This is a genomic window from Vibrio sp. 1CM23M (assembly GCF_023161755.1).
GTDB lineage: Bacteria > Pseudomonadota > Gammaproteobacteria > Enterobacterales > Vibrionaceae > Vibrio > Vibrio coralliirubri.
This window is the reverse complement of record NZ_JALNTR010000001.1, coordinates 19,892-32,900: the sequence shown is the minus strand read 5'-3', so window position 1 is coordinate 32,900 and position 13,009 is coordinate 19,892. Positions and strand designations below refer to the sequence as shown.

At 39.2% G+C, this 13,009-nt stretch carries 14 protein-coding genes; 10 read left to right on the top strand and 4 right to left on the bottom strand.

The genetic code is table 11. The annotated features are described in order from the left end of the window. Positions 1–282 precede the first annotated feature (282 nt). The gene (locus tag MSG35_RS00165) at positions 283–1,395 is read left to right on the top strand and encodes an XRE family transcriptional regulator (RefSeq protein WP_248382404.1); all 1,113 of its coding nucleotides are present in this window, start codon (positions 283–285) and stop codon (positions 1,393–1,395) included. 57 nt (positions 1,396–1,452) lie between these two features. Continuing rightward, positions 1,453–2,172 (top strand): NYN domain-containing protein, encoded by a 720-nt coding sequence (locus MSG35_RS00160; RefSeq protein WP_108338741.1) that lies wholly within the window; start codon positions 1,453–1,455, stop codon positions 2,170–2,172. Between the two features lie 150 nt (positions 2,173–2,322). Here the strand turns inward: MSG35_RS00160 and MSG35_RS00155 are convergent, their stop codons facing one another. Next, positions 2,323–2,670 (bottom strand): hypothetical protein, encoded by a 348-nt coding sequence (locus MSG35_RS00155; protein WP_248382403.1) that lies wholly within the window; start codon positions 2,668–2,670, stop codon positions 2,323–2,325. Between the two features lie 104 nt (positions 2,671–2,774). On the opposite strand from MSG35_RS00155, the gene MSG35_RS00150 reads away from it, so the two are divergent. The 5 genes from MSG35_RS00150 (at position 2,775) to MSG35_RS00130 (ending at position 6,911) form a co-directional block, all read left to right on the top strand. Then, entirely contained in the window at positions 2,775–3,512 is a 738-nt protein-coding gene (locus MSG35_RS00150) for a hypothetical protein (protein ID WP_248382402.1), read from the top strand. 8 nt (positions 3,513–3,520) lie between these two features. Then, entirely contained in the window at positions 3,521–3,709 is a 189-nt protein-coding gene (locus MSG35_RS00145; RefSeq protein ID WP_102424193.1) for a hypothetical protein, read from the top strand. 459 nt (positions 3,710–4,168) lie between these two features. Then, positions 4,169–5,239 (top strand): hypothetical protein, encoded by a 1,071-nt coding sequence (locus tag MSG35_RS00140; protein WP_248382401.1) that lies wholly within the window; start codon positions 4,169–4,171, stop codon positions 5,237–5,239. A gap of 51 nt (positions 5,240–5,290) precedes the next feature. Continuing rightward, the gene (locus MSG35_RS00135; RefSeq protein ID WP_248382400.1) at positions 5,291–6,046 is read left to right on the top strand and encodes a hypothetical protein; all 756 of its coding nucleotides are present in this window, start codon (positions 5,291–5,293) and stop codon (positions 6,044–6,046) included. Positions 6,047–6,101: 55 nt separating this feature from the next. Then, a complete protein-coding gene (locus tag MSG35_RS00130; RefSeq protein ID WP_248382399.1) occupies positions 6,102–6,911 on the top strand; it encodes a hypothetical protein in 810 nt (269 codons plus the stop codon). A gap of 127 nt (positions 6,912–7,038) precedes the next feature. Here the strand turns inward: MSG35_RS00130 and MSG35_RS00125 are convergent, their stop codons facing one another. Then, on the bottom strand, positions 7,039–8,292 hold the full coding sequence (locus MSG35_RS00125) for a Y-family DNA polymerase (protein WP_248382398.1): 1,254 nt from the start codon (positions 8,290–8,292) through the stop codon (positions 7,039–7,041). Beyond that, entirely contained in the window at positions 8,292–8,702 is a 411-nt protein-coding gene (locus MSG35_RS00120) for a S24 family peptidase (protein ID WP_050648101.1), read from the bottom strand. The genes MSG35_RS00125 and MSG35_RS00120 overlap by 1 nt, the downstream gene beginning before the upstream one ends. A 236-nt stretch (positions 8,703–8,938) precedes the next feature. On the opposite strand from MSG35_RS00120, the gene MSG35_RS00115 reads away from it, so the two are divergent. After that, positions 8,939–9,211, top strand: a complete 273-nt coding sequence (locus MSG35_RS00115) for a hypothetical protein (protein WP_016796877.1) — start codon at positions 8,939–8,941, stop codon at positions 9,209–9,211. A gap of 436 nt (positions 9,212–9,647) precedes the next feature. Here the strand turns inward: MSG35_RS00115 and MSG35_RS00110 are convergent, their stop codons facing one another. Next, positions 9,648–10,385 (bottom strand): DNA/RNA non-specific endonuclease, encoded by a 738-nt coding sequence (locus MSG35_RS00110; RefSeq protein ID WP_248382397.1) that lies wholly within the window; start codon positions 10,383–10,385, stop codon positions 9,648–9,650. 535 nt (positions 10,386–10,920) lie between these two features. Between MSG35_RS00110 and MSG35_RS00105 the strand changes: the two genes are divergently transcribed. Both MSG35_RS00105 and MSG35_RS00100 read left to right on the top strand, forming a co-directional pair. Then, positions 10,921–11,910, top strand: a complete 990-nt coding sequence (locus MSG35_RS00105) for a hypothetical protein (RefSeq protein ID WP_248382396.1) — start codon at positions 10,921–10,923, stop codon at positions 11,908–11,910. Beyond that, positions 11,903–13,009: a hypothetical protein gene (locus MSG35_RS00100; protein ID WP_248382395.1), complete on the top strand. Its 1,107-nt coding sequence runs from the start codon at positions 11,903–11,905 to the stop codon at positions 13,007–13,009. Before MSG35_RS00105 ends, MSG35_RS00100 begins: the two co-directional genes overlap by 8 nt.

Sequence of the window (13,009 nt, the reverse complement as noted above, 5' to 3'; positions counted from 1 at the left end):
GTAGACGTACAAACACTGGAAAATTAGCGGACAAAATTAAGAGTCGAGTTCAAGAAGAGGGATGCAAGATGTCTAAGAATAGTTTGATTCTCAGTAATGCTGACGTTAATTTTTCTGTGGGCTAGTTCTCTAATAGCAGGCATAGGCTTCTATCTGATCTGTTTGTGCTTAATGGGAATACCTTTCCGTGTAACAAATTACGGATAATTACATAAATTATGTAATTACAGCTTTTGTTGTTGGTGATAGTCTGCTTACAACGAATGAAGAGGAAGTCTAAATATGAACATGACTAAAGAAGAGTCCATTAGGTGGATTAATCATGCTATTGCATTTTACGAAAATTTGGGTAAGAAGCAGAAAGATCTCGCGCAAGATTTTGGTATTCCAGAATCAAGGTTGAGCGAACTCAAAAATTTACAGAAACCACTTAAAGTTACGCCTAACCAAATAAGGCAGATTATTGATTTGTGTGGGTCACCTAAAAGAGATCCTGGTCGATTTGAGCTCGCAGAGTTGTACGATAGCTTAGAGTCGTTCTTTGAGCAGTACATACCTGTAACTTTGAATCGATTTCAGCGTGACGTTTATCAATACATGTCTACCACCCGCGTTATTGATGAGGTTCTTAATATGTGTTTTTTTGAATCGTCATCTAGAGATGACCAGATTAGAAGTGTAAACCTACTATTAAAGTCCGATGAATTTGCGAAAGTTTGTAAAGATATTGAATTCAATAGAATAGTAACGAGTTCCTCCATTGAGCAACTTTCTTCGATTACTAAGTCACATGGTTTTCAGATTTCAGACAAAGGGACGTTTCATGTTTTTAGGCAATTGTGGTCACTCAACGAGGCGCTTGACGAGTTTCAATTTGGTTGTGAAACCAATCATGGACTTGACCTTATTGTACCAAAAACACCTATTGTTCTAACTGGAAAGCGAATAGCTGCATTTATGCCAGAACATTCAATGCATGATGGGCCAGCGAACGAACTGGTAGAGAAAGAGTTAATCAGGCTAATTAGTGACTACCTTCCATCCATACGTGACCTACCAAAATTGGATAATTGGAACACTATACGTGTAGAGGTGTATTTGAGTGAGAACATGAACTATCACCTATTGATCCACATGTCTCACGGTAACTTAGAGCCATCAGACCTTTCTCATGAATCTACTATCCCCGAGGGTTTCGAATGGTGCAACTACGATGCCGCCGTTGGCGAACGTGATCGAATAGCAGTGATTAAGAATGTTAATACTTTGGATTTGTTTAGACAGATAGAAGAACTTAGGAAATGGCAAGGTTTAGAGCAAGATAACCTCTACGAACTTAAGCAAAACATAGCTAAAGCTGGAGGGCATATTCCAGGAGCTTACGTGCTGGTTTAATAACCAAGTGTAGGATGAGCAAAGGGTTATATAACTTCAGAAAGCTAGGATAATAAAATGAAAGAAGAAAAAGAAAAAATTGGCCTTTTCATCGATGCCGATAACGCTCCAGCTAAAAAGATAGATAAAATCCTGTCGGAGCTCGCTCGTTATGGAGTTGTTAATATTCGGAAGGCATATGGCAACTGGAAAAACCAGAACCTTAAGGCATGGGAGGATGTTCTGCATGAACATGCGATACAGCCAATTCAGCAATTTGATCTAACAAGAGGTAAAAATGCGACTGACATGGCATTAGTGATCGATGTAATGGATGTCCTATATACAAAAGATATTGATGTAATTTGCTTAGTTTCATCTGATTGCGACTTTACGCCCTTAGTAACTCGAACCTTGGCTGATGGTAAAACCGTTATTGGTTTTGGAGAAAGAAAGGCTCCGTCGCCATTTGTTAATAGTTGTTCTAAGTTCTTGTATCTGGATGATGACCCCAGAGAGGCTCGTCATCCAGTAGTAAAAGACAAGCAGCTACATAGAGATACACGTTTAATGAATCTACTGCGCCAAGCAGTAGAGGCAACTGAAGAGGAAAATGGATGGGCTAGTTTGGGGCCAATTGGCAACCATATATCTAATCATGCTTCATTTGACCAACGGAATTACGGGTTCAAAAAACTAAGCGATCTGTTTGTGGCAATTGATCTATTTGAAATGAAAAAAACGAACGGTTCTGTACTGTGGGTGAGAGACAAAAAGCGGTCAAAGAAACAAAAATAGGGCATTGTCATGGTGGCAAACTAGGTGAATATTTGGCCTTGAATTTTGCGAGTTGGACGGCGTTTTACATCGTTCGTTATCCAACTAGGCTTAATGGTAAGTCTAGTTGGATGTTAGACACTTTCTTTATACAGGGAAGAGTATAGGTTTTTATATACGAAAATCCTTCAGCTGATTTACCTTATCTATGTTATCCAAGATTGTGTCTACGATATCTTGTGTTGTTAGCTGAAATTCTATGATTCTAGATTTAATCTTGAAGTACCCATGAGGAGATTTGCTAGGGGACGTGTATTGCTTCAAAATATCTGTAATGTACTCTTCAATATCTTTGGCCTTTGTATCCACTTCTGAGTAGTCATCACTATCTGTTCGCCAATTTATGTAATACGACTGGTTGTATGGTGGTAGGTCTGAAAGCGAACCAAAGATAATGTATCCATTTACATACTTTAGTTCAGGACAAATTTTTAAAAGTCCTTCGCAAATATTTTGCATAGCGTGGCCTTATGTATATCAGTGGCTTTGACAAGGTTCAATGTTTGATGAGTATGGGTAAGTTATACTCTATACCTTGAAAAACAAAGTATTACGGTAAAAAAATGGACTTAAACTTACTAAAATCTAACTATGAATCGGTACTAAAAGATCTTAATAGTACTGACTTTATCAATGGTGAAGACAGGTATTCAGGAGTTTTTCTACCTTATCCGTTTGAGGAGTTTAGTTCTGCCAATAGGCGCGTAATGATAGTAGGAAGGGAAACTGCTAGATGGAATACGCTCAACAATAAAAATACGATAAGTCGCATTGTTAAGCATAATGATACTAAAAACCTACGATCTATCATTGATGAAGCGTTTGAACGATATTCTTGGCATTTATTGGACAAGAAAGGCGGAGAGTTAAAAGCTTCTCATCGTTCTCACTTTAAACGATTCTACTCCAAGCTTGCTCAAGAGCTTTCTCTCAGCCCTCAACAACTTATTTATGCCAACTTGTATGCTTGGGATTATAACGGGGTATCGCCACAACGGCGCGGTAAAGAAGAGTTCTCGGTTATTCAAAAGTTATCCGCAGAGCTTTTGGTTGAGACGATCAAATTTTGTAAGCCCGATAGTATTGTGTTCGCAGTTGGATGTAATCGTAAAAACGATGAGACAATTAAACTTGTCATGAACAAGTATTTTGGAGGGTATGAAACGAAGGAACTGGAGAGCAAAAAGTACTGGAGATTTACTAGTAATGGTATGGATTGCTACAGGATAGCTCATCCGAGAGCAAACTCTAAAGAGCAGCAAGACTTTCGAAGCTTAGTTATTAATAAAGTTACAGGGTAGTGAGTGTTATGACCGCAATAAATGCTAACGGCATGATCAACAAGGCTCAAGTTATTGAAGCTTATGTAAAGGCAGTAAACGATTTAGATGACTACTTCGAATACCGCTTTGATTCACCCAAGGATAAGGAATTTGTCTTACGTGTACTTGCTGAACTAAATGATGCGCTAATTAGCACCAATAAGTCAGTAGATTAACGGCATACATACTTGAGTCATCAAAGACGGAATGAGCAAAAGCACATTTGATTGCCATCGTACTTGATAAGGGTGGGGCCAGGCCTTTTGCTCTGATGCTTTTGGCTCCCCGTTACAGATCTTTTCTTGGATAGTCAGTATTAAGACCTTAACTCCTCTCCAGAACCTTTATAGGTTGAATTTTTACCCGTGGCACTTTTTAACACAAAAATGCCCCATTTAGTGTTAGATCTTTTACTCATTCATATCTTGTTAATCTGAGTTTGGCCTACTTAAACTTATCCACTTGAATCGAGAAGTTAGCGTCCCCCTTTTTAGGCGACATTTTGCAGCTTAGTATCCCTTGCCTTACTTTAACTTATTGATTGTTAATTGAATTAATATGATTAAGAGTGCATCATATAGAAGAAAAAGACGACAGTTTATCGACTAATAAGCGTTATGTGAATGGAGAAAGGAATGAAGATTGTTGTTAGATATCAAGATGGTACGGTCGAAGACTCCGAGGGTAACGTTTTAAGTTTCGGCTTAGACCGATTTGTGTCTGACATTTGTCTGGGTGAACATTGCTTTATGTGTGGTGCTTCGCCAACTAATACTTCATTTAATGACGAACATGTCATTCCCAAGTGGGTTCTGAGAAAGCTAGACTTATATAAAGAGAAAATCACGTTACCAAATAAAGCACAAATACCATATGGACGATATGTTGTTCCTTGTTGTACGAGTTGTAATTCCTTTCTTGGAGAAACGGTTGAGGCTGAGATCAAATGTGCATTTGATAATGGTCATGATTCGTTAAATAAGTATATATACCAGAATGGCACGCAAAAGTTGTTTCTATGGCTTGCGCTAATTTTCTTTAAAACTCATTTGAAAGACTCTTTCTTAAGAAAGCACTTGGATATGCGTAAGGGGGAAGAGACTATTGCCAGCGATTATGATTGGAGTTTCATGCACCATATACATTGTTTAATACGGACTCTAAAAACAGGTGTTGAGTTTGATGAACGTTGTTTTGGTTCAATGATTATTTTGCCTGCTACTGTAAGTTCAAACTACTCCCAGTTCGATTTCTGTGATACTTACGCAAGCAATACGATCATGCTTCGTATTGGTGACGTCGCTATAGTTTCGGTGCTAGATGATTCATGTGCTAGTGCGTACTTTCTTGCCCCAATTCTTGAAAAAATAACAGGATCTTGTTCTCCGCTTCAGTTGCGTGAAATCTTGGCTCATGTGACACTAATTAATGACAAGCTCAAGTACAGACCTAGGTTTTTCACTAAATTCGACCGAGCAACACAATCACTGAGTATTCATACTGAATTACCAGAGACTATGGATATGGAGCCTTTTACAAAAGAAGAATTTGGTAGGGTTTTATATTCAAAAGTCTCTGATTATCTGGGTAAGGTCACTTGTCCCAATGGAGAGTTCAATGAAGAAAATCTAAAAGCTGGAAATTATCGATTTCTAATAGACGAAAAGAATGAGTTTATAGCTAATTCAATGGAAAAATTCACATAACAAGTAATTTAAGGGCGTTAGCACACACTATGGTTCAGGTTATTAGATAGTATGTTTAGTAAACAAGAAGTAAAAACTTTTCTCATTAAGTTAGGGCGAAAATGGTTTTTTCCAGATTTTGCCAATAAGGTCACTTGGTTTGTAGTGACGCTCGGAGCTTCTGTTATCCTTGCCCCAATGCCGTTAAAGCAAATTATCTTAAATTTCCTAATTGAGTCTTTTAATTTAAATAGTGGTGAAAAGCTTACATTGGCTGAGTTAGGGAGCAGCTCTGCTGACTATTGGCTGGGTTTCTCTTTGATTGCAATTGCGTTGGTACACAATGTGTTTTGTAAATGGTTAGTGTTGCAAGAAAGTATTCAGACTCATATGGATTCAGAAAAAGAAAAGGAAGTAGACCGAAAGCTATTTAATGAGTTTATAGCTTTGTTACCATCTACATCTGGTGCAGCTCAGTTTTTGGAACAACATGACTTTGGCAACACATTTGATTTAAGTCGTTTTCACCCAATTGACCAATTTGTATATGATTGGGATTGCCCAGAAAAAAGATTTCTAGATGAGTCACTAGAAACTATCAAAATGGATTTTTGGGCTAAAAGTCGTGAATTGAGTATTTTAATTGGTAGAAAGACGGGGCCACTTAGAAGTGGACGTCAAAGTGTTCTCACAGAGGAGTACCTCAGGGCATATAATATCCCCAAAGAATACGAAGAGGACATCAAGTTACTAAATCAAAAAGCGACAGAGCTTTTCGATATACATCAGAATCTTACGTTGCAGTGTCGAACAAAATTAGTGTGCTAGCAAAGCATTTTAGAGTGATTCGCAACGCTTGGCGTTAGGTTTTAAAGGAAGTTCAGTGTTTAAGGTAATAAAGAAAATAGTCACAAGTTTCTTAGCGCTTCATGCTGTAGCTCGCTACCTAATCTTGAGTGTACTAAGTGCAATGTTTGGCGCAGGTTATGTAGGAATCATTAGTGAGTTCGCATCCTATTATTTTGCATGGCAAAGTGGTTTTCGTATTCCAGCTGAGGGCATCCCATATCTCGCAATGACGATTTCCACGATCAGTTTCTTTCTATTCATAGTATTTGCAGTTGTCTTCGCGCTAGTTTATTTAATGGGGCTTTTCTTTACTTACTATGCAGTCATTTTTTCGGTGCTCTTACAGCAGTTAGGAACTGATGTAAAGGGTGGCTTTTTAAGTTATCACTCAAAAGTAAGAGAGCTTCCTATTTGGGCGATCTTTCTAATTGGCACTGGTTTAGGTTTCAGCTTGTGGGGTGCTTTTTCTATTGCAGAGTTGTATCGGGATTCCTTCTCTTTTGATGTTTGGCGATTATTAAGATCAGTTTTCCTAGGGGTGTTACTGCTAGTCCTAATATGGAACAAACGAATGTTAGTCTGCTTTGCTCTCTTAATGTCCTTGCTAACTGTGGTAACGGTGCCTTATGCGTTGTTCAATACAAGTAATTATGCACATATCTTGCAAGATTTACGTTATGGTGGTGGTATCGATGTGCTCCTAACTTTGAAATCAAGTGACGAGCTACACGAATATGAGCTATTGATGCGCACCTCAAAAGCACTCATCTTAAGAGATGCTGAAAGTCGGGTAGTTGAAGTGCCAATGGACAACATAGTACAAATAAACTATGGCCGAAAATAAACCTAACAAATCTTTAAGGCTTCAAGATACTTCATCTTATCCAATTTTGGCACTTTAGAATCTATACTCTAACGTGCTTTTGTCCAAAAGCTTGATAAGAACAGGTCTCGACTCTTCAGGGTCTCAATTAACAGAGCACTCTCGGTAGATCTTTTAACTTTGTAGTGTATTGAGGGGATAAAAAGTTACGCTTCATAGCCCAGTCATGCGTAGTTCCTTGAGCGGCTAGGAAGATCGAATCTCGCCCCAACTTGTTATTGAGTTTATCTATGGCTTTCATTAACGAAGGGTTATCAGGCTCCGAAAATAAGTCTTGTTGGCGCTGCCGATCTGATACTAGGTTCATCGCACCTACGCCAATCTTGTAATAGCTGACACCTGGTTTAAACAGTCTAGTTGCCATCAACGTCACTGCTTTAGTCAACTTACTTGTATCATTAGTTGGAAATTCAAATGTGCAGGTGTCTTTGAAATTTTGTGGTAAATCATCGAAAGGCGAGGTGTTGGCAAAAGCCATGAGAATAGCGCATGAACTCTTTTGGTTGCGTGCTTTTCTTGCCACTGTGGCTGCGTGAAAGGCGAGGGCTTGCTTTAGCTCTTCAAGTGACGTTATTCGGTTACCGACACTACGAGTGCTAAATATCTGTTGTTTGTCCGCTCTGCATTCGTCCCAAGCTTTGCAAGGATGGCCATTTAACTCACGAACGGTTCGTTCAATTTCTACATTGAAAGAGCACCTTGCTTGTTCAGGACTTAAATTCGCTAGATCTAGAGCCGTTTCAATCCCCATTAACTTCATACGTTGTGTCAATCTTCTTCCAACGCCCCAAACTTCAGATACAGGTTGTGATGCCAAATATTGTTGGCGTTTGTCTTCAGAATCTATGATGCAGACACCGTTCAATTCTTTGTCAACTTTTGCAACTCTGTTGGCCATTTTGGATAGTGTCAAAGTATCACCAGCACCAAAGCAAACGGGCAGTCGACATTCTTTCCAGACGGTTTGACGAATTCGTTGACCGAAAGAGGTCAAGTTTGACTCAACATGTGAAAAATGGCTTATATCTAAAAAGCATTCGTCTATTGAGTAAATGTGGCTCCTCGGTGAGAAAGCAGTAATTGTGGCCATCATTTTGGCAGACAGATCAGCATATAAAGCATAGTTTGATGAAAAAACGTTCACACCACGCTTTTCAATGAGTGTCTTTTGTTTGAAATAGGGCTCAAATTTCTTAACTCCAGCTTCATTTGCCAACCTATTTGCTGCTACAACGGCACCATCATTGTTTGATAAGACAATACAGGGCAGGTGTCGTAAATCAGGTCGAAATACTTGTTCACAAGCGACATACATAGCGTTGCAATCAATAAGAGCAAACATTACATGAACTCAGGCAGTGGTTTATGTAGACGAATAGAACGTATCACAACCCCTTCAATCGCAAAGGCATCTTCTGGATGGATCTCAATAGGTAAATGATGAGGATTTGCTGACAGCAAAAGCCTGTTATGCACATCAAGGATCTTGCACATAAATGCACCATTTAAGCTGACAATAACGGTATCAAAATGCTGAGCTTGTGGCTTTCTATCGATGACTAACAAGTCGCCGTTGAAGATGCCAATTCGTTCCATGGAATCGCCATTAGCATAAGCAAGATATGTGGCATTGGGGTTATTTACCAAGACAGAATCCAGGGAAACACCAAGCTCAACATACTCAGCCGCTGGTGATTCCCATGAGGTGAGTGAGCAAGAAATACTGGATGGGGAAAGCGGTAGAATGTGCATATTTACGACCTCAGAATCTATACTGTATGAATATACAGTATAGATTCTGAAGCCGTCAATGTCTGTAAAACCAAGTGCGGTTTAATTAACCGATGTTCGAGTTAACAAAGCTCACTTTTAAAAGTTGAGCTTGTTTGAACCAATCCGTTACGCGAGCGACTGAATCGTGATTTTCTTCACATGGTGGTAGTCTATTCCAATACTTTAACTGTGAGTGTTTTTATTATTCTGTACGTATGAATACTAAATCAATTTTTCTAGAGTATATCCATCGCGCAAATACTCATTGCGATAGCTGTTTAAACCAGTTGTTTGCATTGATGACTCAAGCTGTGATGAAGGTCGATTCTGACGACATAGCTTTGCATTTGATGAACGATGTATCGGATCCCGACCTGTTGCTGCTGATCGTCTTAACCGATATTGATTTAACTACTCAGTATGACGAGATCGTACTTGCGACCGCTGTCACTCACGTAATGAACTTTGAAAGTCATCCACTTCACTAGATTTGTTGCTTGATGTTGGACAATGCAGTCGCCTGGACAGTTCATTGGTACAGTCATCAATATAACCTGTTAGTTCTATCACTGGATTGCTAATTTGAAATGGTCTATGTGTATAGGGTCACTTTCACCTTAATATTATATATAGAGTAAAAGTGACCCTCATGAAGATATCCCAAAGCTACGCTTTGAAAGATCTCGATGAGTTCATGAGCGCAGCTCATGGTTGTTTCTAGGTAAGTTAAGTATCTCAATCCTATGAAGATCTCTTGTTCTTGATGTAGAGGACTAATTCTTGATGTAGAGGACTAAATAGCTTAATTAGTTATTCGTAGTTACACAGCATGTTGGAAGTCGGATATTCAAATGGAAGCGCGGCATAGCTACAACCTCTAGCATGCTCGGAGCTGATGAATTCGAGCCAAAATAACCCCACAGATCAACAACCTAAACGTTCCAATATTTGATTACTATCAGTTAAACCAGTTGGCAGAGTATATGGGACGATTGATCTCAACTCTGCTACTGCCAGCTTTTTAGTGCAGTAATTAGTATCTCGACTTGTGTGCTGGTTCATGAGAAAGGCTACAGAATTGCCTTTCTCATCGTACACAATTTTGTAGTAATCTGAAGGTATTGCATGAGGTTCATCAGCTTTTGGCAAAGCATCCATGTCGTTACGATAGAGAGTCCCAGTAATAACGTACAGGTTCTCTCGAAACCCAACGGCATCCCTAACTGCTTCTTCCAAGTTTTTCCATGCGCCTTGGTTTAAGTCTTTTGATTGGGGAGTGATATTCGATAGATAGTTAAGAGTAGGCCAATAGCGACTGCCGACAAAACTGGCTAAGGGAGCCTGGTGCCCACGGTCAACATCGAGCTTACTTGAAGCCCCAGTATAATCACCTTTCTCTAATCGTTCAGCTTCAACAAGTAGAGGGTTATTTTTCCAAGTCCGATTAGTTGTTGTTCCAAAGTTAAGAATATCGACTTCATATGCGACCCAATCAGCAAACTGTGTTTTCTTATTTTGAGAGAGCGCGTACAAACGTTCGAAGATGACAACATTACCGTCAATTTCAAGGCTAGGGCAGCCAATTGGGCAGTTTGGTGTCCGAAATTCGGCAGCACTCAAAACCCCTGAGGCTAACACTGTAATTGCTATCCATGATTTCATTATCATTCCTTTAGATGAGCTTCGACCCAAACTTAGCATAACTATCAAAACGGTAGAAGTAGAGTGGGTGAACATCTCTGACACGGATATATTCCATTTCGTTTCATTTTGCTTTCCTTGTGAGCTTCCTTATTCTGGCGTTTTTCCTAATTGGCCGTTTTATTCTGACGTTTTTCACAATTTCGACCTTCGACTTTAGGATTAACTGTGTGACAAGATTGCTTGGTGATCACATGGCTTAGGTGCAAAATCTCAAAAACGTTTGCGTCCAGTTTCCTCATTAGAGTTAAAATTTATCCACATTTGATTAATTTATCTTGGCCTTATATGTGTTGATGCGATGGCTAAAGGCAGAAATTGCTTCTTATATGCCATTTGGTGATTATGATTGTGAGGTTGCTTCAATTGAAAATACTTATCTACGTCAATAACTTGTATTTTATCGATTGTCTAAGTCTTTGGGCTGGAATAAGATTAGAGGTTACTCAACTAGTTTTTAGGTGTGATGGTTCATATTGACCTAAAAGGAAGGAAAATGTCGGAAACAGGAAATATAGAAAAACTTGCGAAAATAGTCTCGAAAGACATTTTTAAGTGGTTTAAATGGAATACTTGTCTGCCTAAGGATGAAGATTGGGGTTGTGAGTCAGATCATCATAGTAAGAGAACCCACCCTTCAGATGTAGTGTTTTACTACAATGACCCTTATTCAGGTGACACCAAGTATCTGAATACAGATTTAAAGAGTTATGCTGCTGGAAGTATAACTAAAAGTAGTTTAACCAAAGCTCTCAAAAGCCTCGCGATGTCTGTGGAATGCGCGAATATTAGTGATAGTTGGCAAAGTAAGTTTCTCCTGGATGATGTAGGTTTTGGCGATGTGTCAGGGATGCTTTTTATCTACAACCATGACAATGCTTACGACAAGGACTTCCACGGTGAGTTTGAGAAAGTTGATTTTAAAGAGATTCCTGTTGCTGATAATAATGAGTTAGTGGTTATGGGGCCCGACTTGATTCAGCGACTATGTGATGTTGTCAGTGATATGAAAATGCTGAGAAGTGATGACGGCAATATCCTGTTTCCAAATCCTAAGGATTACACATTCTTTTATCCAGATCTAATTCGTGCTCGCAGGTGTGGTGATGAATGGAATAAACCAGCGACAATAGAAGTACTGACATCACCTTGGTTGATTATTAAACACCGTAGTGGCGAAGAGTTTAAGAGTGGATTCGTAATCTATTATCACGAGTCAGGTGAAACGGTAGATGAGTTTATTTATCTGATCGATGCAATGTCTCATTATCAGATGTTCAGCGGTGATTACTCGATAAGGGTTCGTTTCACGAAGGCTTCCAATACAGCTAATACAAGCTTTGAGAAGGCCAAACATGAGTACCTGAAGATGTGGGGAAATGATGAAGGTCGTAAAAAGCAAATGGCAAATATAGAGGTTGAACGCATCACTAATTTTACTAAGAGCTACAATCCAATGGAAATAGGAATGCGAGACGATGGCTAAAGTTAATGCTGGCCCATCAATATATATCCCTACTGACAAGAATATATTTGATGCACTTCAACATAAGAAAGTTACCCAAAATGAACTAGTGTCATTTCTGCGTAAGAGAGGCGTACTGGTCTCAAATAATGTTTCAAAGCAGGGGCTGACGGAAAAAATTAGCTCATTGACGTTAAGTTATACTGACTTCAATTGGATTGGAAAACTCTTAGAGAACCCTAACCGTAAAGATAAAACGACCCATTCAAAGTTAAAGGGTGACATAAACGTTAAACAGATAACTAATGCTTGTGCGACAGTTAAAGCACAACTTACTGCTTCAGGGGATGATTCTGTAAAGGTCACTAAGTCTGGTGACAAAACAACACTAACAGTTACTTATGTTGACCACGATTTCACCAAGACTGAATTGCGTCAACGTACTATCAAAACCTGTGAAATTCAGATAGAACAGGGTGGCGAGGGAGTGGTTATGAAGCTGCCATCTACAAAGAAAGCGAAAGAGGTTTCTGAACAGTTCAAGGCTGTTTTGAAAGCTCAGGTGATTCAAGATAGTGGTGAAGAACTTGAAGAGTTTTCGATTTCTTTGGAATCCTTAGCTGATGCAACAATTCGAAGCAAGTTCTTTGACTATCTAATTAGAAACGTTCCTGGTTTTGAGTTCGATAACGTATCCAGCGTTGATGTTTATCATTTCGAACAAGAACAGCGTGATGAATTTGAAGATGATGATGGTGCAGAGGCTAGACTGGCATCGTACATCAACAAAGCTGCCTTGGCGGGAGAAGGGGTTCTAGAATCAACAGAGTTCAAACAACTTCATAAACGAGGATTCTACATATATAAAATTGTATGGACTGCTAAAGATACTTCTTTTGAGGGGGCTAAGGTAGAATTTGAAGCTCGGTTCGGTAAGCCAGATTTATGTACTGAGTTTATGTATACGGTAAGAGGTGTGTACCCATACAATAGTCGTACATTGGATTATAATGTAACTCGAAAATCTGCAACACCTTATGAGAATGATAAATACAATGTAAAGCTCAGGGATGCGTCGGAGAAAGCCTTACAGGTAGCAATAAGTGAATACGGAGAGTGA

Coding starts and splice junctions, on each gene's coding strand:
- MSG35_RS00140 (WP_248382401.1), top strand. CDS start 4,169: ATGAAGATTGTTGTTAGATATCAAGATGGTACGGTCGAAGACTCCGAG.
- MSG35_RS00150 (WP_248382402.1), top strand. CDS start 2,775: ATGGACTTAAACTTACTAAAATCTAACTATGAATCGGTACTAAAAGAT.
- MSG35_RS00165 (WP_248382404.1), top strand. CDS start 283: ATGAACATGACTAAAGAAGAGTCCATTAGGTGGATTAATCATGCTATT.
- MSG35_RS00120 (WP_050648101.1), bottom strand. CDS start 8,702: ATGCACATTCTACCGCTTTCCCCATCCAGTATTTCTTGCTCACTCACC.
- MSG35_RS00110 (WP_248382397.1), bottom strand. CDS start 10,385: ATGAAATCATGGATAGCAATTACAGTGTTAGCCTCAGGGGTTTTGAGT.
- MSG35_RS00115 (WP_016796877.1), top strand. CDS start 8,939: ATGAATACTAAATCAATTTTTCTAGAGTATATCCATCGCGCAAATACT.
- MSG35_RS00160 (WP_108338741.1), top strand. CDS start 1,453: ATGAAAGAAGAAAAAGAAAAAATTGGCCTTTTCATCGATGCCGATAAC.
- MSG35_RS00145 (WP_102424193.1), top strand. CDS start 3,521: ATGACCGCAATAAATGCTAACGGCATGATCAACAAGGCTCAAGTTATT.
- MSG35_RS00105 (WP_248382396.1), top strand. CDS start 10,921: ATGTCGGAAACAGGAAATATAGAAAAACTTGCGAAAATAGTCTCGAAA.
- MSG35_RS00125 (WP_248382398.1), bottom strand. CDS start 8,292: ATGTTTGCTCTTATTGATTGCAACGCTATGTATGTCGCTTGTGAACAA.
- MSG35_RS00100 (WP_248382395.1), top strand. CDS start 11,903: ATGGCTAAAGTTAATGCTGGCCCATCAATATATATCCCTACTGACAAG.
- MSG35_RS00155 (WP_248382403.1), bottom strand. CDS start 2,670: ATGCAAAATATTTGCGAAGGACTTTTAAAAATTTGTCCTGAACTAAAG.
- MSG35_RS00135 (WP_248382400.1), top strand. CDS start 5,291: ATGTTTAGTAAACAAGAAGTAAAAACTTTTCTCATTAAGTTAGGGCGA.